General features: G+C 57.7%; 21 protein-coding genes, 2 pseudogenes and 1 riboswitch. Of the genes and pseudogenes, 14 read left to right on the forward strand and 9 right to left on the reverse strand.

Annotated elements, in window-relative coordinates; translation table 11 throughout:
• Nucleotides 1-9: 9 nt before the first annotated feature.
• Genes GKA01_RS10245 through GKA01_RS10255 form a run of 3 tightly spaced genes read left to right on the forward strand, consistent with a single transcriptional unit; the run spans nucleotide 10 to nucleotide 2,052 of the window.
• Complete coding sequence (locus tag GKA01_RS10245; RefSeq protein WP_146862461.1) at nucleotides 10-282, forward strand: DUF3810 domain-containing protein; 273 nt, start codon at nucleotides 10-12, stop codon at nucleotides 280-282.
• Entirely contained in the window at nucleotides 279-1,736 is a 1,458-nt protein-coding gene (locus GKA01_RS10250) for a PepSY-associated TM helix domain-containing protein (protein WP_146862465.1), read from the forward strand. The genes GKA01_RS10245 and GKA01_RS10250 overlap by 4 nt, the downstream gene beginning before the upstream one ends.
• 1 nt (nucleotide 1,737) lies before the next feature.
• Entirely contained in the window at nucleotides 1,738-2,052 is a 315-nt protein-coding gene (locus tag GKA01_RS10255) for a hypothetical protein (protein ID WP_146862468.1), read from the forward strand.
• Nucleotides 2,053-2,249: 197 nt separating this feature from the next.
• On the opposite strand, the pseudogene GKA01_RS13830 reads toward GKA01_RS10255, so the two are convergent.
• The 5 genes and pseudogenes from GKA01_RS13830 to GKA01_RS10275 form a co-directional block, all read right to left on the reverse strand.
• Nucleotides 2,250-2,423 (reverse strand): annotated as a pseudogene (locus GKA01_RS13830) (IS5/IS1182 family transposase); the annotation flags it as partial.
• Between the two features lie 118 nt (nucleotides 2,424-2,541).
• A pseudogene (locus GKA01_RS10265) lies at nucleotides 2,542-2,777 on the reverse strand (acyl-CoA dehydrogenase family protein).
• A gap of 125 nt (nucleotides 2,778-2,902) precedes the next feature.
• Nucleotides 2,903-4,165: a glycerate kinase type-2 family protein gene (locus tag GKA01_RS10270; protein ID WP_146862472.1), complete on the reverse strand. Its 1,263-nt coding sequence runs from the start codon at nucleotides 4,163-4,165 to the stop codon at nucleotides 2,903-2,905.
• 120 nt (nucleotides 4,166-4,285) lie between these two features.
• Nucleotides 4,286-4,453, reverse strand: a complete 168-nt coding sequence (locus tag GKA01_RS13640) for a hypothetical protein (RefSeq protein WP_167506357.1) — start codon at nucleotides 4,451-4,453, stop codon at nucleotides 4,286-4,288.
• 191 nt (nucleotides 4,454-4,644) lie between these two features.
• Entirely contained in the window at nucleotides 4,645-4,869 is a 225-nt protein-coding gene (locus GKA01_RS10275; protein WP_146862475.1) for a hypothetical protein, read from the reverse strand.
• A gap of 172 nt (nucleotides 4,870-5,041) precedes the next feature.
• Between GKA01_RS10275 and GKA01_RS10280 the strand changes: the two genes are divergently transcribed.
• Nucleotides 5,042-5,248, forward strand: coding sequence for a cold-shock protein (locus GKA01_RS10280; RefSeq protein ID WP_146862478.1), 207 nt, complete (start codon nucleotides 5,042-5,044; stop codon nucleotides 5,246-5,248).
• Between the two features lie 82 nt (nucleotides 5,249-5,330).
• Here GKA01_RS10280 and GKA01_RS10285 read toward each other — a convergent pair whose 3' ends face one another.
• On the reverse strand, nucleotides 5,331-6,407 hold the full coding sequence (locus GKA01_RS10285) for a saccharopine dehydrogenase family protein (RefSeq protein ID WP_146862481.1): 1,077 nt from the start codon (nucleotides 6,405-6,407) through the stop codon (nucleotides 5,331-5,333).
• A 122-nt stretch (nucleotides 6,408-6,529) separates the two neighbouring features.
• On the opposite strand from GKA01_RS10285, the gene GKA01_RS10290 reads away from it, so the two are divergent.
• From GKA01_RS10290 to GKA01_RS10305, 4 genes are all read left to right on the forward strand, one after another.
• Complete coding sequence (locus tag GKA01_RS10290; RefSeq protein ID WP_146862484.1) at nucleotides 6,530-6,958, forward strand: Lrp/AsnC family transcriptional regulator; 429 nt, start codon at nucleotides 6,530-6,532, stop codon at nucleotides 6,956-6,958.
• 106 nt (nucleotides 6,959-7,064) lie between these two features.
• Nucleotides 7,065-8,045, forward strand: a complete 981-nt coding sequence (locus GKA01_RS10295; RefSeq protein ID WP_146862488.1) for an ABC transporter ATP-binding protein — start codon at nucleotides 7,065-7,067, stop codon at nucleotides 8,043-8,045.
• Nucleotides 8,042-8,866, forward strand: a complete 825-nt coding sequence (locus GKA01_RS10300) for an ABC transporter permease (RefSeq protein ID WP_146862490.1) — start codon at nucleotides 8,042-8,044, stop codon at nucleotides 8,864-8,866. Before GKA01_RS10295 ends, GKA01_RS10300 begins: the two co-directional genes overlap by 4 nt.
• A 1-nt stretch (nucleotide 8,867) precedes the next feature.
• Entirely contained in the window at nucleotides 8,868-9,692 is an 825-nt protein-coding gene (locus GKA01_RS10305) for an ABC transporter permease (protein WP_228120011.1), read from the forward strand.
• Between the two features lie 12 nt (nucleotides 9,693-9,704).
• Here the strand turns inward: GKA01_RS10305 and hpxZ are convergent, their stop codons facing one another.
• A complete protein-coding gene (gene hpxZ, locus GKA01_RS10310; RefSeq protein ID WP_228120010.1) occupies nucleotides 9,705-10,106 on the reverse strand; it encodes an oxalurate catabolism protein HpxZ in 402 nt (133 codons plus the stop codon).
• A gap of 171 nt (nucleotides 10,107-10,277) precedes the next feature.
• Between hpxZ and GKA01_RS10315 the strand changes: the two genes are divergently transcribed.
• The 3 genes from GKA01_RS10315 to GKA01_RS10325 all read left to right on the forward strand — a co-directional run bounded on the left by GKA01_RS10315 (nucleotide 10,278) and on the right by GKA01_RS10325 (nucleotide 12,140).
• Nucleotides 10,278-10,610 (forward strand): hypothetical protein, encoded by a 333-nt coding sequence (locus GKA01_RS10315; protein ID WP_146862498.1) that lies wholly within the window; start codon nucleotides 10,278-10,280, stop codon nucleotides 10,608-10,610.
• 50 nt (nucleotides 10,611-10,660) lie between these two features.
• Complete coding sequence (locus tag GKA01_RS10320) at nucleotides 10,661-11,041, forward strand: VOC family protein (protein WP_146862501.1); 381 nt, start codon at nucleotides 10,661-10,663, stop codon at nucleotides 11,039-11,041.
• Nucleotides 11,042-11,129: 88 nt separating this feature from the next.
• Nucleotides 11,130-12,140, forward strand: a complete 1,011-nt coding sequence (locus GKA01_RS10325) for an MYG1 family protein (protein ID WP_146862504.1) — start codon at nucleotides 11,130-11,132, stop codon at nucleotides 12,138-12,140.
• A 17-nt stretch (nucleotides 12,141-12,157) separates the two neighbouring features.
• Here the strand turns inward: GKA01_RS10325 and GKA01_RS10330 are convergent, their stop codons facing one another.
• Nucleotides 12,158-12,949: a DNA/RNA non-specific endonuclease gene (locus tag GKA01_RS10330; protein WP_146862507.1), complete on the reverse strand. Its 792-nt coding sequence runs from the start codon at nucleotides 12,947-12,949 to the stop codon at nucleotides 12,158-12,160.
• 352 nt (nucleotides 12,950-13,301) lie between these two features.
• Here GKA01_RS10330 and GKA01_RS10335 point away from each other — a divergent pair, with 352 nt between their 5' ends.
• A complete protein-coding gene (locus tag GKA01_RS10335) occupies nucleotides 13,302-14,645 on the forward strand; it encodes a superinfection immunity protein (RefSeq protein ID WP_146862510.1) in 1,344 nt (447 codons plus the stop codon).
• Nucleotides 14,646-14,651: 6 nt separating this feature from the next.
• On the opposite strand, the gene GKA01_RS10340 is transcribed toward GKA01_RS10335, so the two are convergent.
• Nucleotides 14,652-15,992, reverse strand: a complete 1,341-nt coding sequence (locus GKA01_RS10340) for a voltage-gated chloride channel family protein (protein ID WP_146862514.1) — start codon at nucleotides 15,990-15,992, stop codon at nucleotides 14,652-14,654.
• Between the two features lie 35 nt (nucleotides 15,993-16,027).
• Nucleotides 16,028-16,107, reverse strand: a riboswitch (Fluoride riboswitch).
• A gap of 181 nt (nucleotides 16,108-16,288) precedes the next feature.
• Here GKA01_RS10340 and GKA01_RS10345 point away from each other — a divergent pair.
• Complete coding sequence (locus GKA01_RS10345; RefSeq protein WP_146862517.1) at nucleotides 16,289-18,925, forward strand: M1 family metallopeptidase; 2,637 nt, start codon at nucleotides 16,289-16,291, stop codon at nucleotides 18,923-18,925.
• Between the two features lie 109 nt (nucleotides 18,926-19,034).
• Nucleotides 19,035-20,675 carry an ABC-F family ATP-binding cassette domain-containing protein gene (locus GKA01_RS10350; protein WP_146862520.1) on the forward strand — a complete coding sequence of 547 codons (1,641 nt, stop codon included), beginning with the start codon at nucleotides 19,035-19,037 and terminating at the stop codon, nucleotides 20,673-20,675.

The raw sequence follows: 20,675 nt of genomic DNA on the forward strand, positions 1-20,675 counted from the left end.
AGTTCCAGAATGACCGCGCGCCGCGCCCTGATCATGCGCCTGATCGCGGCCATTCCGGTCGGCTATACTGTGTCCGCACTGGCTGGGACATGTCTGTGCCTCTGGCTGCCCTTCTCACGGGCAGACAAAGCCATTGCGGGGGTCCTTGCAGGGCTGATCGTCTGGCCTGTCATTTTCATTGCATCCTTCGGCATTCGTGATGCCAGACGACTGGTCACCCTTCTCCTCCCTTTAGGCCTGCTTATGGCAGCCCTGATCATTGCGGGATTTCGGCGGGCATGAGAAATACATTCCGGGCATCCATGGCACTGGTCCATACAACACTCGGTCTGGTGACAGGCTGGGTTCTGTTCGCCATTGCACTGTCCGGATCGCTCAGCGTGTTCCGACAGGAAATCAGCCTCTGGGCCAGACCCGAACTGTCCGTCACACCCTCCGATCCGCTCCTTGTCGATTTGCATGCCCTGAACTGGCTGAGCCAGCATGCTGGACATGCAGGAGCCTGGTATCTGACTGCGGCCAACGAACGCAGTCCGGCCGCAACCGCATTATGGCCCGATGCAAAAGGACATTATGTCCAGCGTATGCTCGATCCCTCGACTGGTAGCCCGGATGGGATTCGGGACACGCTCGGGGGCGAATTTTTCTATCGTTTTCACTTCGAACTCCAGCTTCCCTACCCCTGGGGACGGCTTCTTGCCGGGGTGGCGGCACTGGCTCTTCTGGTCGGGCTGATCAGCGGGATCATCATCCACCGCCGTATTCTGGCGGATTTTTTTACTTTCCGTCTCTCACGTGGCCAGAGAAGCTGGCTCGATCTCCACAATCTTCTTGGCGTGGCAGCCCTGCCATTCCATCTCATAATCTCCTTCACCGGAGCTATAACGCTCGGAACGATGCTTCTGCCCTGGACGACGCTGGTTCTGTACCCGCATGACATCACCGCCTCCTATGCCGATCTGAACCCCGCGCTTTACTCACGCCCGGCGAGTGGTCATCCCGGCCATCTCGCCCCGCTCCTGCCCATGCTGAAAGAAGCCGAACTTCACTTCAGAGGCACTGGGCTGGAACAGATCTATGTGTTCAATCCATCGGATCGGTCGTCAATCGTCACGGTCGTCGCGGGAAATGCCCATACCGTCAGCACGACATCAGACGTCATCACGTTCGATGGCCCCTCGGGCAAGATCCTGAAAGAACATATAGAGCGGCGCCCTGTCATCCGGGCGTATATATTTCTCTATGGTCTTCACGTCGCACGCTTTGCGCCCGCTATGACACGCTGGCTCTATTTCCTGTCCGGCCTAGCCCTTGCGACAGTCATCGGAAGCGGCATGCATCTGTGGTGTCTCAAACGCCTTCGGCGCCCGGGACATCGCGGCCACAGGATCGTCTTTCGCCTCAACGTCGGCATACTGGCAGGAACGCCTCTTGCATTCTCGGCATTCTTTATCGGAAACCGGATTTTTCCTGCGACAATGCCCGACAGGGCGTTTTACGAAGTCGCATGCGTATTCGCGACCTGGGGAATCACTTTGCTTTATGCCCTGCTGAGACGCAGTAACCACGCATGGCCCGAACTTCTGGGCGCGGACGCAGTGGCCTGTCTGTCAGTCGCTCTTATGGGACCATTATGGCATGGCGGATACATAACAGCTGTTAGCATGACGGCATTGGCTCTGTCTGTATCGTTTACTCTCGGAACGCTCCATACGACCCGCAAGGTCCACACCTGATATGACATGGATCTCGCTTCTGTTCGCACAGGTTGCAATCGGCTTCCTGCTTTTCGGTTCCGAGCGGGGAAAGCGGATTTTTTTTGAAGGCCAATTAACGCGGGAGCGCCAAAATTTCCTGAAGTTCTGCGGCACTACAAGCCTTTGCTTCAGCCTGCTTCTTCAGCTCTTTGCAGTCCGGGAACCTGTGCTGGACATTATCCAGTGGATCATGGGCATAGCGATCGAAATTATTGTTGCGGCACTCCTGTGTGCGCTTTGGGAGAAGGAACATAATCGGTTTTTTCGAGCAGCTTCACAACACCTAAGGAAGTAATCCTTTTCTAAAGATCGCACGTGAAGTAATCGAAGAACTTTTATTTGATGCTCCTGATTTGTGTTTTGATGGTTGTAGCTTATTTTTTGAAGGTTCCTGGGGTCGCTTTTGACCTGTATCTGGGCAGATCGAGTATTGACACCCGCTGGATATGCGAGGCATCGATTTTAGATGCAGTTTTTTCTATGGATAAACTAAAAGTTCCGGTCAATTGAAACGTAGGATTTGTAGTTAAAGAACCGGATGGCGAGATCACTGGACGACATGGTTTCATCGTCTTGCCGCTTTTCTTTTGTGAACTTCAGCCTCCAGCGCGTAGGCCTGTCCTGGTGGGATAGTTTTGCAGCTTTATCCTCCCACTCTTCAGGAATACTCCTGAGCCCGCCCCCAATAGACGGAAGACTTCAAAACTACCGGATTTTTCGAATAATCAATCTGCTCCGGCGTTCCATGACGTAGAAACGTGGAGATTAGCTCCACCAGGCCCCACTAGTCGGCCACGCTGAGGTCGCCGCAAGAGAGTTCTTCCATCACCACAGCATAAGTCAGCGTGTCGCAACCCGCTCCGCCCTGTTCGTCGGGAACGCAATGCCGAACAGGCCAAGGCTACCCACTTCCTCGTAGATTGCCGCCGGGAAGCGCCCCTCACGGTCCAGCGCCTCAGCGACAGGACAGTTGACGTTATCCACGAAAGACCGGGCCGTTTCGCGGACTGCATCGTGCATTCCGTTCAGAAATATTATCGGATTTCCACAGATAACCAACCAGATGGTTACTAGTGAGACTGTAAAAAACTACAGCCGCCACCACATGCACAGATCAATCATTATTGAAACTCCCCGGGCCAGTCCTAGCGAAGCAGTACAGCTCTGAAATCATTAACATTTGTTCCGGTCGGACCCGGAACAAACAGGTCTTCCAGTGCCTCAAACGCAGTATAGGCGTCGTTCTCCATCAGAAGATCCATGGGGTTGAACCCCTTCTCCCTCAGACGCCTCATGCTAACTCCGTCAGCGAACGCCCCGGCATTGTCTTCCGAGCCGTCAATACCATCGGTATCCGCCGCCAGAGCCGAAAACGTCAGGCCCTCTGCCGCCAGCGCAAAAGCAAGAAGAAACTCGGTATTGCGCCCGCCCCGCCCACTTTGTCCGCGTATAGTTACGGTGGTTTCCCCCCCTGACAGGATGACGACAGGGCGGCGGAAAGGCCGTCCCCGTAGAATAACTTCCCGCACCAAAGCCGCATGAACCTTGGCAACATCCCTGGCTTCACCTTCAATCGCATCCGACAGAATCACGGGGTAGATCCCCGCCTGCCGCACCTTTGCCGCTGCTGCTTCAAGCGACAGATGTGCCGAGGCGATTACGCGAACTTCGTTCCCGCTGAATACTGGATCGGTTGCCAGCGGTGCGCGGCCTTCTTCTCCATCCAGCCAAGACTGGACTTTTTCGGGCAGATGCAGTTTCCACGTCTTGGCCAAACGACAGGCCTCTTCCCGCGTGCCCAGATCTGGCACGGTAGGTCCGGAAGCCACCTGTGCCGGATCGTCGAAAGGAACATCCGACACGACCAGAGACACAACTTTCGCCGGAGCCGCCGCGGCCGCAAGACGACCTCCCTTGATTCCCGACACCTGTTTGCGGATGCTGTTCATGACCGAAATTGGTGCACCGGATGCAAGCAGAACACGGTTCAGTTCGGCCTCGTCCGCAAGCGTTATGCCCGGCGGCGGTGACGGCAGAAGAGCAGAACCGCCCCCACAGATCAGCGCCACGACGAGATCATCTGGCCCCAGTCCCCTCACCGCTTCGAAAAGCGCCTTCGTAGCCTTCAGACCCGCTTCGTCCGGCACCGGATGCGAGGCTTCCAGAACCTTGATGAACTGCGTTGGACAGACATTGCCGTAACGCGTGACTACGACTCCACTGAGCGGTCCTGTCCAGACACGTTCGAAAGCCGCCGCCAATTGGGCCACGCCTTTTCCAGCACCGACAACAACCGTCCGGCCCTTGGGTGGCTCGGGAAGATGTGCTGCCAAGATCTGCTCCGGCTCTGCCGCACCAACGGCGGCGTCGAAGAGTTCTGTCAGAAACATGCGGTCCTGAAGCATCATGGTCAGTTCCTGTCTGGCTGGCGCGAGGAGGGACAGTTTATAGGGCCAGCCCCGAGGATTCATCCCGGAACAGAGCCGCGTTCATGTATTTCCAATCCAGCGAAACCTCGAGATGAACCGTCACCTGACATGGAATGTCCCGCTAAAAGTCGATCCCTGCGCAATCTCGGTGACCTTCAGCTTGCCATCGAGCACCCTCAGAACGCAACGCTCCGTCACACAAGTGATCTCCTGTCCGGTCCCGGCGGCACAACGACTGGTGAAACTGACCTGAGACACTTCCGGCATGATTTTAGGGATCTTGCCTTTTCGCACGCTCCTAAATCGGGGATCTCGTACATGGGCAGCGAACAGAAAATCTCGCCTGAAATAGCGGGGTCATAGGCTGTTGGGGTCGCCTTAAGGTGCTCCGGCGCTTCAACGATCACGTCCGCCAGAACAGCTGGAGCCATTTCCATGGTGCCCCGCGTGCTGCCTTCCTATTCAAAGACCAGCCTACCGTTCTCATCAACCGTCGACGCTCGAATGATTGCCACTCCAGGACGGAGCGCCGGGAAATAGAGCCAGTCCTCACCCTCGAAATCCATATGACGGACCAGCGGGTTCTGGCGGGCCGCCTCGTTTATTGCGCAGCCATCGCGTGTCGGCTCGGCGAAGAGGGACACAATACGGGCTCTGATCGACCTTCCAGAAACGTCAGACACCGCCCGAACCAGAATTTTCTTCTTGCATCCTATTGGAATGTCACGTCTAGCTGAGTGAGGCAGGTGCTCTTAAGTGGGTTCTCGACGCATGTTGCGTCATTCTTTCTCCTTAAGCGTTATGATTTCGTATGCACTTTCGTATGCGACTGCCAGTTCAATAAGGAGCCTCGTTATGGCAACAGGCACCGTAAAATGGTTCAACTCCACCAAAGGCTTCGGCTTCATTCAGCCTGATAGCGGTGGACCGGATGCGTTCGTTCACATTTCTGAACTTGAGCGTGCCGGGCTTCATACTCTCAACGAAGGTCAGCACGTTTCTTACGAACTGGAAGCTGGTCGTAACGGCAAGACGTCGGCTGTGAGCATCAAGGCAATCTGATTGTCTTGCAAACAGTGCTGATGCATGGAAAGCCGCCCTTTCAGGGCGGCTTTTTTTATGCAGCTCAGGCACCTGTGCACCGTTAATGGTGCTCCTGATAGACCTTTCCATAGCGGTTCGAAAGAAACGCATCGAGAGGAATATCCTCCTGTCGCACGAAGCCACGGGAGGGAATCACACCGTTCGCAAGCAAGTCGAGAACAGCACAGATCGAACCTGCGGTGGTCAACTGGATGGCCGTGCGATACCCTCCCATAAACTCCCGTGCATGAATGGTACGGGCCAGTGTTTCCTGCTGCTGTCTTCCGTTTCGCGTTCCGGTCACGATGACTGAGAGAACCACCAGATCCTGCAATGTTCCCGGGATCGCATGAGTGAAGATGTCCTGAAGAATATGACGCCGCTCCGACAGTCTCAGATCGGAGAGCAGAACCTTCATGATATCGCGATGACCGGGATAGCGCATGGTGCGGTAATTGAGTTCCCGCACGCGTCCTTCATATGTTTCACAGAGCGACCCCAGGCCGCCGGACGTGTTGAAGGCTTCATAGGTGACGCCATCGACTCCCATGGTTTCCACCCCTTCCAGTGCCGGTACCAGCGCCCGGCGACCGCTCACGATGGCTTCACACGGTTCGATATATTCGTTGATGAGGCCTTCGGTACTCCAGGTCAGGTTGTATCCCAGAGCATTGGCGGGGAAACGTGGGAGCGCTCCCACCCGCAGACGGATCGTGTCGATCTCGTCGAAATGGCTGGCGAGGTCATGGGCGGCTATGGAGACGAACCCCGGCGCGAGACCACATTGCGGTATGAACGCACTTGCCGCACCTTCAGCGAGCGCACGCACGTCCTTGGTCGATGCCACGTCTTCAGTCAGGTCCAGATAATGTACCCCGGCTTCCGCTGCAGCACGCGCGACGGTGCGCGTCAGATGAAATGGAAGCGCGGAGAGAACCGCAAACTGACCTTTCAGCAGATCCGGCGTGAAACCTTCTCCAATGTCGACGGTCTGCCGACGGATACCATCGGGAAGCGCGAGGCTGTTGAGATAATCAGCATGACAGTCGAGCAGTGTCACACTGTAGCCACCGTGATGGAGGAGTTCTGCAATTGCGGAGCCGATTTTGCCTGCGCCCGCGACTGTAACCTGCTTCATGAGAATGATCCTGTTCCGGAAGTGTTATGGAAAGGATCATGGCGGCGACCGACTGATCTCAAGAGGCAGGTCGCCGGCATAAAGACGTTTCTTTCGGCATATTGCCGTCTATAAAGAGCATTATGCCGGATCAAACTGACCAAGCCCTTCTCGATATCCTGAGGCGCAATGCGCGCACCCCCACAGCCGTGCTGGCACGGAGGCTGGGTGTTTCGCGCACAACACTTCAGGGACGGATCGAACGACTGGAAAGACAGGGACATATCCGGGGCTACACGCTTGTCGAATCCTCAGACGATGACCTTGTGCGGGCGCATGTTTCGATTGTTCTTACACCCCGTCACCGTCAGAAAGTGGAGCGAGATCTGAAAACCCTGCCGGAACTGCGTGAGCTCCATGCCGTCAGTGGAGCGTCGGATCTGATCGCACTCCTCGGCGCTTCGACGACCGAAAGCATCAACAGAGCCATTGACGATATTGGGCAACTGGAAGGTGTGGAGCGAACGGTGTCAGCCATTATCCTCTCGACGCGCTTCAGAAGGAGCCACTGATCCCGGTCGGAAGACGCCGCCCTGATGCCTGAAAACCGCTTGATTTCATCGCTACCGGCTGCCCACTGTCTCTTCAACGACAGTTGACGCCCACGACGGAGTTCCGATGCAGACGCCTCTTTCTTCCAATGATGCCATCACGGTCAGAGACCTGCAGAAAATTTACAGGATTCGCGAAGGAGGAAGCTGGCGCGGAAAAACGCGTGACATCCTGGCGCTTAACGGCATTTCATTTTCCATTCCAAAGGGGCAGATCGCGGGCTTCATCGGTCCGAATGGCGCGGGAAAATCGACCGCCATCAAGATCCTTTCCGGCATTCTGCGCCCCTCTTCCGGTGAAGTCCGCGTCAACGGCCTGATCCCCTGGGCGAACCGTGTCGAGCATGTCGCAAGAATCGGGGTGGTTTTCGGACAGCGGACGCAGCTCTGGTGGGATCTGTCCGTCGGTGAAGGGCTGGCCCTGCTACGCGATATCTATGGCGTAGACTCCGGGCGTTTTGCCCGGAACCGGGCCCGGCTGGCGGATGCGCTGGATCTGGGCGGCATTATGGACCAGTCCGTACGCCAGCTCTCTCTCGGCCAGCGGATGCGCGCAGAAATTGCCGCGTCTCTTATCCACGATCCTGACATTCTCATTCTCGACGAGCCGACGATCGGTCTGGATGCCCCTTCCAAACTTGCTGTCCGTGCCTTCGTTCATGAACTCTGCCGCGATCGTGGCACGACTGTCCTGCTCACCACCCACGACATGCATGACATCGAGGCTCTGGCTGAGCGGGTTATTGTTATCGGTCATGGACGTATTCTCGCGGACAGTCCTTTTGAAGACTTACGCACGACCACGCTTTCAGAGCGTATTCTGGAACTTGATTTCAACGGAACGCCGCCTGAGCTGACGCTGCCGACGGGTGCGACGGAAACGACCCGCACACCCCACAGCCTCACCATCACCTTCGACCCGCACCAGATCCCTGCCCCGGCGCTCGTCGCACATGTCGGGCAGCTTCCGGGACTGGACGACGTGCGTGTCAGCCGTCCCTCGATCGACGAGATCATCACCCGTTTCTATGCGGATCATGCAGCATGATCCTGCGTCCCTATTTCACCGCGTTCGGGCTTCAGTGGAAGATCGGGCTGCGTTATCGCATTGCCGTTGTCGCAGGTCTTGTCGCTCAGATGTGGTTCGGAGCCGTCACATTGATGGCCTATGCCTCCGTCTATCATGCCGCACCGGACGTACAGGCCCCGCTCTCCCTGCGGCAGGCTATGACCTACACCTGGATCCAGCAGTCGCTTTTCACGCTCCTGCCTCTTGGCTGCCTGCCCGCGATCGGAGATGCAGCCCGTACGGGGGCCATCGTTTATGACCTTCTGCGTCCCGTCGATATGTGGAACTGGTGGCTTTCCGCCAGTCTGGCCCGGCTTCTGGGTAACGCGGTGCCCCGCGCTGTTCTTCTCGCCTGCGTGGCAGGGCCTCTGGCCATGCTCATGGGACTCGGCGCATGGAGTCTTGCGCCGCCCGCGGGTTTGGCTGCTGCCATTCTCGCGCTGATGTCCATCACGCTGGGCGCCTTTCTCTCCGCCACGATCGTCATGTGGTGGAACATCCTGACCGCGCGAACCCTGTCCCCTCTGGGCAGCTATGCGGTCGGAACGCCGCTCGCCGTTCTTCTGTCGGGTATGCTGCTCCCCCTGCCACTTTATCCGGACTGGATCCGCCCATTTCTTCTCGCCCAGCCCTTCGCAGGCATCACCGATATTCCGATCCGCATCTATCTCGGAACACCGATCCCCGGTGGCGTGGTAACGGGACTTGGACTTCAGATCTTCTGGCTATCTGCCCTGACTCTGCTCGGTCGCCTGTGGATGCGTCAGACCGTAAACCGCCTTGAGGTGCAGGGTGCCTGACATGTCTCCTTCCCCCACACGCACACTGGGCGCATTCGGTCTCTATCGCAGAATGGCGGGCGCCTCGATCATCGCGCAGTTGCGCTATCCCGGCACGTTCATCATTCAGGCCATCGGCAACTTCGTCACGACGCTGTTAAGTTTTTTCGGCATCTGGAGCCTGTTTCAACGGTTTGGCAGCATTGCTGGATGGGATATCGGCACGGTTGCGGTTCTTTATGGTTTGGTGAACGTCGCTTTCTCTGTCGCTGAAACACTGGGCCGGGGTTTTGAAGTGTTCGGAGGCGAATATGTCCGGACCGGAAGTTTCGACCGCCTGCTCCTGCGACCTCGTTCCACCCTACTTCTGCTTCTCGGGCACGAACTCCGTCTTCGCCCGATCGGCCGCTTTCTTCAGGGCGTGTTTGTGCTCGTGGCGGGGCTCTGGCTCGCCCCACACGTCCAGTGGACCGCAACCCTTGTCTTGCCCTGGGCCGTGGCCGGGGGAGCGGCCATGTTCCTCGGGGTGCTGATCGGACAGGCGGCCCTGTGCTTCATCACCGTTGAAGGGTTGGAGGTCGTGAATGTCCTGACCTATGGCGGCGTCGAAGCCGGCCAGTATCCGCTGACCATGTTCGGACGCTGGTTACGACGGTTCATTACCTTCGTCCTGCCGCTCGCCGCGGTATGTTATTATCCGGCGCTGTTTAGCCTCCATCATCCGGATCCACTGGGCCTGCCGATCTGGATCGGTGCGTTCTCACCCCTCGCAGGCTTCGTATTTCTCGGCATTATGGTTCTGGCGTGGAACCGGGCTGTTGCCGGCTATGTTTCAAGCGGGAGCTGATCTCCCGCTCTTTCAGGATGTCGTCCCCATCAGCGACACATGGGCAGCAATGATCTTCCATCCCTCAGGCGTGCGAAACCATGTCTGGCTCTGCCGGGCGATCCGGTCGGACCCGGCCCGGCGGAATTCAAGATCGACTGTGGCCGTGTCTTTTCCGATGGCGTTAATCACACGTCGCAGGACCTGCCGTTCAGGTGAACCGCCTGTCCGATTGCGCCGGAATTCCCTTATTTCTTCCGATCCATAAAGATTTTCTCCAACGCCATAACGGACGGTTTCGGGACCATCATGGAAAAGGGCATCCAGTTCCGGCAGCCTGTTCTGTCCAAGAGCCTGCTCATAATGGTCCGACATCTGCCTGATTTCCCGTAATACATCCGGATCGTTCAGGACTGGACAGGAGGGGTGCATCATGACTGATCTCCACGGGGCATGTGCCGTCATATTAACAGATGTCGGATCATAACCATCAGTCTTCATGATGCGGAAGGCATTGACCTTTTCCGGAGCAGGCCCCCATTAGACGTTCAGCGCGCAAGTGCCTCGCAGCTTTACTCCATTTCCTGTCACGAGTAGGTTTCCGTCATGCGTTATGCCATCTTCCCTGCCATGTTTCTGCTTGCCTCCTGTTCTGCAGCACCATGGGTCACGGGGCATACAGACAGCAAATGCATTCGCGAACAGATGCTGAGCGGTGCCAACGGAAATGCTCTTCCGTTTGCAACAGCAACGGCAAAATGTGTTGCCATTGCCCGCAACGATAACGGCGGACATGACCGCCCGCTGGATGTGCGTGACGACATAACCCTTCAGGCTATGGCGGAAAATCCGGAATATAACCGGAATGGCGTGACGTTCGTATCACGCAATTCCAAGACCCGTATTCCGGGCGGCATTCGCAATATCAATATCGATTAAATTAAAGGGCGGCCCTTTTCTGCCCCCCTATTTGATGAAGGATGATCCTGATGTTCAGCCATATCATGCTGGGTAGCAATAACGTCGCCCGTTCCAAGACATTCTATGACGCGACTCTGGGCGTGATTGGCTGTGAGCCCGCGACTCCCAACGACCGTGGGCGCATTACTTACGTTCATTCCGGGGGCTACCTGGTCATCACCCCGCCCCTGAATGGCGAGCCTGCTACTCAGGCCAATGGCGGAACGATCGGTTTCGCAATGCAAAGTGCCGCGCAGGTTGATTCGTGGCACAGGGCCGGAGTGGAAAACGGCGGCGAGACCATCGAGAACCCACCCGGCATCCGCCACACCACGATGGGCAATCTTTATCTTGCCTATCTGCGCGATCCGGACGGCAACAAACTGTGCGCGCTCTATAAGGCAGCCTGAAACTAACGCCTGACGCCCGGTTGTCTGCCAGGCCGCCCTGCTGCATGAAAGGGGCCGATACGTCCCATTCATGCCGCAGGTTTTCCCGATGTCCGAACACACACCGATTGGTCTCAATAACGACGGATCCGCCGTCACAGCCCTGACCCATTCGGGCAATTTCCATGTCGACGAGACCATGGGCTATGTGATCCTGCATTATGCTCTAGCCCCCCAGGGCGATCTGCGCGGACGCATTCTTGACGAAAAATCCGCCGACCGGCTGACTTTCATCCGGACGCGTAATCCCGACATTATCAAATCGGCTGATATCGTCTTTGACGTCGGCGGCCTCTACGATCCACCTCACGGTCGCTACGATCATCACATGAAGGACAAGCCTCTGCGTGAGGACGGCATCCCATACAGTGCCGCCGGACTTCTATGGAAAGATTATGGCCGGGCTGCCATCCGCAACCTCCTTGGAGCACCTATCGAGGACGCTACGGTCGATCTGATCTGGCAGAGCCTCGACAAGTCCCTGATCCTTCCGATCGATCAGGACGACAATGGCGTGGTCAAAATGGGCAAGCTTTCTCTGGCTGATATCGTGTCTGCCTGTAGTCCTCCCTGGGACACAGCAGAGGTGCATGGCCGACAGGAAGCCAAAGCCCGGGAATCCCTGGGGTTCGCCAACGCAGCCACGGCGGTCGCGTCGCATCTGGTCAATATCGTGGATCGGGTCCGCGCCAGCCTGAAGGCGACCGATCGGGTCCTCGCTGCCTATGAGGCGGCGGAAGACAAGCGTATTCTCGTCATGGAAACCGGGATGCCGACGGAAAAGGTCATTTTCGAGCGGGATCTGCCCGTGGTGTACGTCGTGTCCCCCGCGGGACCGGAGCAATGGAACGTCAAGGCGGTCCCGCCGGTCCGGGGCGATTTCGGGCAGCGGGTATCACTCCCGGAGACGTGGGGCGGCCTCGAGCGTGAAAAACTTGCAGTCGTCTCAGGTGTTCCGGACGCTGTATTCGCCCATCCGGCCCGATTCATCTGCGGCGCGGGCAGCCGCAACGGTGCCATTCGCATGGCACAGCTTGCCCTGCAGATTGCCGGGGCATAACAATTCAGGCGTAAAAGCTATTGGACCAGCGCTTTTACAAGAGCCCTGAGCGCCTTCCGGGCCGCCTTTGAGCCCCATTCCCGCAGCAGTTCGCGGGATGCGGGCTCCTTTGAAAGTCGCTCCGGCGTTTCCCTGATGGGTGGCATTGCGCTCACATGGTCCTTCAGGGACGCAGGAACCGCAGGAAACGGGTCGATACCCACAAGCTGGATCAGAAGTGCGACGCTCGTGATCTTGCAGGTCGGCTGGCGAGTGTTCAGACAGACATAAACGCCCGTACCCTCCGCCACGGGATCATAGATCGCCTTCCATGTAACAGCGGGGACGGAAATACGCCCGCGCCCGATCGTTTGCGTGTGGTCGGGATCGTATCCAGGGCCTGTCACGACGAAGATCTCGCCCTCCTGACGCGCCCAGCCTCTGACAGCGCTTTCCACACCCTCCCAGGGGCCACGATTCAATTCGGCCGTCTGAGGAACGATATTGGAGAGAAGAAAAGACTGTTGCTGCGCGACAGCTCCCGGAGCATCGCCGCTGGGAGTCATATGTCCCCGGTCGTAACCGGAACTTCGATAATCATCGAGGGACGCCTGCATAGTGGCTGGAAGGCGCGTATCAAGGAAAAACTGCCCCTGACGGCGGGTCCGGTCAGCAATTTCCAGATTTTCTTCTGTCAGGTCTTCGGCAGACCATAAGGGGCCCCGCGTTGTCTCGGAAGCCAGAACCGCATAGGCCTCGTTGCAAAGCTGAACTGTTCCAATACGCGCTGTCTCCCGCAACACTGCCGGTGCTGCCCCATGTGCAAACATGTCTGGGCATGATGCTGCCTGTGCCGATAGCGGGCAAATGAACAGACACGCCACAAGAGACCGATGTAACCTTAACAAAACGTTGCACCCCGAATGCACTACACCCCACAGCGGCCATAGCTACAGAATTACGAAAATCCGTTCAACATATTGATTTTAAGATATGTTTTCTATGAAGTGCAGAATTCCAACACTTTATACTCCAAGCCGGATATCAATCGGCCTACCCCCCTGCGCCGATCATTTATTCTTTCTGAACGCCCAGGGCAGCTTGGCGTTATCGCCCGAAACAGAGATGAAAAGACATGCCCTGACAGGCCGGGGATGACCTGAGGTGGAGGCAGACAATTTCATGATGAACAATCTAAAAAATACACTGCCCGCGGCCCTTCTCCTTGCAGTCCTGTCGTCTGGTCTGGCGTATGCACGCCCTGCGGCACCGATCGCACATGCTATTCTTGAAAACAGCGCCCATGCCTCGCTATCGGCGCAGGGCGTGAGTGCGGCGCTCGACATCCGCAAGGTTGCAAAATGCGATATTCCGATCGTCTGGACGGACGCGGACAGTAGCCCCGCTTCCCCGTGTCACATGGCGTTTCTGACGTTGCGCGCGCCCGGTTATCCACGTTCGCCTACAGTCTCGTTTCCCCTCTCGCCCTACGGAGCAGACGAGGGGATGACACAGCTTAAAATGTCGTTCCGGAAGCTGGATGCTTCTTCTGCACTCCCTCAGGTTCTCGTATCGGCCTATACGGGTGGTGCGCACTGCTGTTCATTGACATCCATTTTCGATCTTCGGCCGGACGGACGCTGGGCCCATCTGGAACTTGGCGCGATGGACGGCGATGGTGAGCCGGATATTGAGGATATCGCCGGAGACGGACAGCAGGAAATCCTGACAGCCGATCAGTCTTTTCTGTATGCTTTTGCCTCGCATGCCGGTTCGGAAGCACCCGTCGTCATCTCGCGCTACCATGATGGCGAGCTTGAAAATGTGACACGCGATCCCGTTTACCGGACCTACCTGAAGGACGACCTTGCCCGTCGTCGTCGCGTCTGGGTGAAGGGAGGTCGTTTCGAACCCAACGGCTTTCTGGCCTATGAGGTCGCGACCCGAGCCAATATCGGCGACTTCAGTGATGGGTGGCGCGACATGCTTGCCCATGCACAGTCTACAGAGGCGTCCGGTTTTGGGCTGTCTGCCTGTGATCTGAAACCGGCAGCCGAGAAACAGAACGGCCACGGGTGTTCGCCTGCGGAAAAGAAGCCGCTTCCATTTCCGCAGGCCCTCGCCGCATTTCTGGTGCAGACAGGCTATATCACCGCCGAGCAGGCCCGTTCTGTCACGGAACCGCAAAAGCAGACCGCAGACTCCCGGGCGACCGCACCTGCTCCCATGAAGGACGGACCAGCACCAACGAACGCACCGCTGCCATCCTCTGCTGCGGCCAGACCGGCTGAAAATAGTGAGGCCGTGTCGGCTTCTGGCCTGTTCGCAAAATCGGGCACACTTTTTCCCCTCCTCGCAAGTCTGGCGTTGCTGGTCTATCTCGTCCCGCTGCTGATTGCCTACAGGCGACATACAGCCAACCAGCATCGTATCGCCATGATCACGATCCTGCTTGGCTGGACGGGGGTGGGCTGGATTATCGCTCTGATTATGGCACTGTCCCAGCCTTCGTCCCGCAAAGGATAAAACTGGTTACGAAACTCTCTCGCGCCGGGATTCCGCGATCTGACGCAGAGTTAGGCCACAAATCGCCTCTCTTGAACGGCTTTTGGGAATGCCGATACGCTGGGAGAGATAAATCCCCGTGTGACCTGAGCACAGATAAGCGATGAAACATCCCGTAGCGAAGTAAACGATATTCGTTCCGCCAAACAGTTCGACGCCCATCAGCGTGCAGGCCAAAGGCGTATTGGCGGCTCCCGCAAAGACGGCAATGAACCCTACCGCCGCAAGAAGATCAGCAGGGACATGCAGGATCGGTGCAAGCGCATTACCCAGAGCTGCCCCGATAAAGAACAGTGGCGTGACCTCCCCCCCCTTGAAACCGCTGCCAAGCACAGCAACCGTGAAGATCAGCTTCCAGAGCCAGGACCACGGATAGGTTTCCGAACCGAAAAAGCTGACGATCGATGCTCCGCCAGGCTCGGCAGGCAGAACACCCAGCCCTAGATAGTCTCTGCTCCCCACCAGAATAACCAGCACAATAGTCAGAACACCGCCGATTAACGGGCGAAACCAAGAAACTGGGCACAGCCTTTTTACAAGAGCTGCAAAACGATGAACGCTTTGAGCAAAAACACGGCTTATCAGTCCAAATGCCACGGCCGCGATCGCAACACGCCCCACAAGTGACAGATCAAGATGGGAAATCAGGCCATCCCGACCAAGAGTTCCGTGAAATACCAGCGGATATGACGCATGGTGAATGCCCCAGGCTCGACAGGACCAGTCCGCAACAATGGAAGCCATCGCGGCGGGAACAAGAAACCGGTAATCGACTTTCCCAAGGGTCAGCACTTCCAGCGCAAAGACCGCTCCGGCCACAGGGGTGCCGAAGACAGCCCCAAACCCGGCAGCAATTCCACAGGTCAGGAGAACGCAGGTGTCCGATGGTCGCAGCCGGAATAATCGTGCGGTTGCGCTCGCCAGACTGCCCCCTACCTGAATGGCGGTCCCTTCCCGGCCGACCGACGCGCCGAAAAGATGACTGACGACCGTGGCAATAAGAACAAAAGGCGCCATTCGAAGCTGAACACCGGCTCCGGGCTCGTGAATTTCATCCACGATCAGGTTCGCGCCCCCTTCGACATCGCGGCCATACCGGAAATAACACAAGCCGACACCCATCCCGGCAACCGGCAGAGCGAACAAAAGATCCGGATGGGTTATCCGAAAGGATGTCGCAAAATCCAGCAGCCAGAGAAAAAGAGCGCATGCACTGCCGATACAGACGGACAATGCGGCAAGTATGGCGCCAAACAGCAGAAGGTTTTTGAAGCGGGAGAAAAATGGCTCGGACTGGGGTTCAAACATGGCTGACACACGTCTCCTGTCTCGTCATAAATGGACGACTGACAGGAATCATCAGCTCCCGGATGAAGCGGTTTGACCTTTGATCGGTCAGGCAGAATCCATTGCCTTGGACGCAGAGAAAAGCGCGGTATCCCTTGATCTGTCAAGAACTCCGCCTCTTCCAGATGACAGGGATTTTAGCGAAGGGCACTTTTCCGCATGACAGCGCTATGCCACCGTAAATGTAACTGAAGTCGAACGGTCTGGTCCGTTCCTGCTTCCCTGTCTGGTTCATCTGTCTCAAGGAATTGCGTTCCATGCGCCGCCTTCTGGTTCTCACAACCCTGCTTGCGGGCCTTCCGCTCGCCCTCTCCGCTCACGCTGAAGGAACATTTTCCTTCGAGAAAACACCGGGACAACTGCCCAAAACCGTCGTGCCGACGGACTACATCATCGATCTGACAACCGATATGGAGCATCTGACGCTTCAGGGTGACGAGATCATCCGGGTTGAAGTCCGAACACCAACAACAGATGTCACATTGAATCAGGCGGGTCTCAAGCTGGCCAGCGCCCTTCTGGACAACTCGCAGAAGGCAGAGATCCATCAGGACGATGCTGCCGAGACTGTCACTCTGCACTTCCCTTCGCCCGTTCCTGCCGGTGTGCATACACTGGCTATCAAGTATTCCGGACCAATCCTGAAGACGCCGAACGGCATCTATGTGGACGATTATACGGACCCAAAGGGCAAGCGGAAGCGGATGCTGGTCACGCAGTTTGAAGTCGCGGATGCGCGCCGGATGTTCCCGGGCTGGGACGAACCTGCCTTCAAGGCGACCTATCAGCTCAACGTTACGCTGCCTTTCGATTATGCGGCCGTGAGCAACATGCCGATCATCGGCACGACGCAACAGGACGAAAAGACCAAGCGCGTCTCCTTCAGCCCCACCCCACGCATGTCGAGCTACCTGCTCGCACTGGTGGCGGGTGACATGGCATCTGTCGACGGCAAGGCGGACGGAACACCCCTGCGCGTTTTTGCCCCTACCGGTCTTGAGCAGCAGGGCACTTACGCACTTGGGGCCGCCGAAAAAATCCTGCCCTATTACAACGACTATTTCGGAATTAAGTATCCACTGCCGAAAATGGACATGCTCGCCATCCCCGGAAACTATCAGGCCGGCGCGATGGAAAACTGGGGGGCGCTGACCTATATCGACAACGTCCTGCTGTTTGATCCGAAAAACAGCACGCCGCGTACCCGCGAACTGATCTACGAAGTCGTTGCACATGAAATGGCGCATCAGTGGTCTGGCGATCTGGTGACCATGGGCTGGTGGGACAATATCTGGCTGAATGAAGGCTTTGCCTCCTGGATGGAAATCAAGGCAACCGACAAGATGAATCCGGACTGGGACATCTGGCCGCGTCAGCACGAGACCCGTGAAGCCACGATGGCAACGGACGCCCTGTCCACGACCCATCCGATCCAGCAAGTCATCCGTAATGTGAGCGAAGCCAATTCCGCATTTGACGGCATCAGCTACGGCAAGGGCGAACTGGTCATCCGCATGATGGAAGGCTGGCTTGGCGAAGACCATTTCCGTGATGGTATGCGCGCCTACATGAAAGCCCATGCTTTCGGCAACGCGACCAGTCAGGATCTGTGGAACGCGCTCTCCGGCACGTCGGGACAGGATGTCGGCAAGGTCGCCCGTAGCTTCACTGAACAGCCCGGTATCCCGCAGGTCAATGTCGCCGCCGTCTGCAAGAACGGCCAGACGACCTACACCCTGACGCAGAGCCGCTTTACGATTCATGACCCGAATGCGAAGGCCCTGACCTGGAACATTCCGGTTGTCGCCGGCGGCCCCGGCCTTGAGACAAAAAAGCTGGTGCTTGGTGCGGAGCCTGCCACCTTCACCCTGCCCCGCTGCAATGCGCCCCTCAAGCTCGATCTGGGCGAAAGCGGATATTACCGCGTGCATTATGACGATGTGGCTTTCGCACCGGTCGCAGCCTCGATTTCGAAATTCGCTCCCGTGGATCGTGCCAACATTCTTGGTGACCAGTTCGCGCAGTTCCGGGCCGGGCATGGCGCGCTATCCTCATATTTCGACCTCGTGGACCGTCTGACCGCCGCTCATGAGACCGACATTGCCACGCTTGAGGAAATAATCAGCAAGCTGGAAACACTCGATTTCTATGAAATCGGCAGCCCGGATCGCCCTGCGTTCCAGGCCTATGCCCGCAGTCGCCTTGCCCCAGTCCTGAAGCGTCTGGGCTGGGACCAGAAGCCGCATGAGAGCGTTCTGGACACGATGCTGCGCCCGTCCGTCATCTCGGCACTCGGCACCTTCAATGACCCGGCTGTACTGGCCGAAGCCAAACGCCGTTTCGCAAGCTGGCTGAAGAACCCGGCCTCCCTGCGTCCCGATCTGGTTGGTACGGTCTCGGCCCTTGCGATGAAACATGCCGATGCCGCGACCTGGGAGATTATGGCCAAGAAAGTCCGCGATACGCAGGCGACCGAACTCAAGCTCCGCCTCTTCCAGGCCATCGCCAATGCTTCCGACCCGGACCTGATCCGTCGCAATGTGGAACTGGCCTATAGCGGTGCCATCCCGAACGGCCGTATTTCCATGGCACTGTCGTCCATCGCCTCTGCCAGCGAAAATCCGGACCTTGTCTGGAAACTCGTACGTCAGCATGAGGCCGAGATCCGCACACATCTGGCCCCCTGGTCACAGGACGGGTTCCTGCCTGCCATCGCAGGACATTCCAACAGCCCGGACATTCTGGCCGAGCTTCAGAAGGATCCGTCGTCCAGCAAGACGACCGGCGCCAAGATTGCCACAGCCCATGCTCTCAATACCGTTGCGGCCCGTCAGGAAGCGGTTCAGGCGACTCAGAACCAGATCCACGACTGGCTTGCCGCTCGCACCCACTGACAACGACACCTGGACGAGGCAGAAAAGATCTGCCTCGTCCCTGTCCGGGGCGGTCAAACTGTTATAGGGATAGCACTCCCGTTTTACCGTCACCGGACCATCCCGCCTCATGCTTCAGATCGAAAACCTTGTCTTCAACGCCTGGGGACGACAGTTCTTCAATCGTGCAAGCGCCAACCTGCCCAACCCGTCCAAGGTGTCTCTTGTCGGCCGGAACGGTGTCGGAAAATCCACACTTTTCAAACTGATCAAGGGCGAGCTTCAGCCGGATTCTGGTGAAATCGTCATCCCCCGCGCCGCCCGTGTGGCGACCGTGGATCAGGAACACCCCGCCACTCCCATCAGCCTGATCGACACGATCCTCGCAGCCGATACCGAACGCGCTGCCCTGATGGCCGAGCTGGAGACCGCCGATCCGGAGCGGATGGGCGATATCTGGATGCGCCTGATCGAAATCGACGCAGACAGCGCCCCTTCCCGCGCCGCAGAAATTCTTAATGGTCTGGGCTTCTCCACGGCCGACCTCGATCGCCCGATGGCTGAGTTCTCCGGTGGCTGGCGCATGCGTGTAGCTCTTGCGGCTGCGCTGTTTGCAGAGCCTGACCTACTGCTGCTCGATGAGCCGACGAACTATCTCGATCTAGAAGGTGCCCTGTGGCTGGAAGCGCGCCTCGCCCGCTATCCCCATTCCGCGCTCATCATCAGCCATGACCGCGAACTGTTAAACAATTCCGTCGATTTCACACTGCACGTCACGGAAGGAAAGCTGGAACTTTACACCGGCGGCTATGACGATTTCGAACGTCAGCGTGCCGAGAAGATCCGCCTGCAAAGCGCCACACGCGCCAAGCAGGAAGCCGAGCGCGCCCATCTGCAGTCTTTCGTGGACCGCTTCAAAGCCTCGGCCGCCAAAGCCGCCCAGGCCCAGAGCCGCGTCAAGCGCCTTGCCAAACTGACACCGATCGAAACCACGATTGAGGCCTCAGTCTCGCCCTTCCTGCTTCCCTCACCGGCCCGTCCGCTCGCGCCGCCCCTGATCCGGCTGGAAAATGTGGAGGTCGGCTACGGAGACGATCCAGCCATTCTGCGTGATCTGAACCTCAGGCTCGACGTGGATGACCGTATCGGTCTGCTCGGCGTTAACGGCGCCGGTAAGTCCACCTTCGCGAAAATGATCGCAGGCGCACTCGAAGTGCGCTCCGGGGAGGTGTCCCGTTCTCCCCGCATTGAAGTCGGCTGGTTCCATCAGCACCAGATCGAAGCGCTCGACCCCGAACAGACCCCGCTCGACATCATGCGTGAGGCGCGTCCAACGGATAGCGACCAGTCCCACCGCTCCCGTCTGGCGCAGTTCGGCATTCATTTCGAAAAACAGGGCACCAAGGTCGAGGCCCTGTCCGGCGGCGAGCGCGCGCGCCTACTGCTGAACATGGTGGCGATGGCCGCCCCGCATCTGCTGATCCTCGACGAGCCGACCAACCATCTGGACATCGACAGCCGCCGCGCCCTGCTGGACGCCCTGAACAATTACGAAGGCGCGGTCATTCTTATCACTCATGACCGTTCGCTGATGGAACTGGTCGCAGACCGTCTCTGGCTCGCCGCAGACAACCAGATCGTTCCTTTCGACGGCGACATGGACGATTACGCCCGCTTCGTGATCGAGCGTGCAAAAGGTGGAACGTCCGCCCCGTCGCAAAAAGCGGCTAAGGAAAAACGGGCCAAGAACAAAAAACAGAAGTCAAAGTGA

Source organism: Gluconobacter kanchanaburiensis NBRC 103587, from assembly GCF_007988905.1.
GTDB classification, from domain to species: domain Bacteria; phylum Pseudomonadota; class Alphaproteobacteria; order Acetobacterales; family Acetobacteraceae; genus Gluconobacter; species Gluconobacter kanchanaburiensis.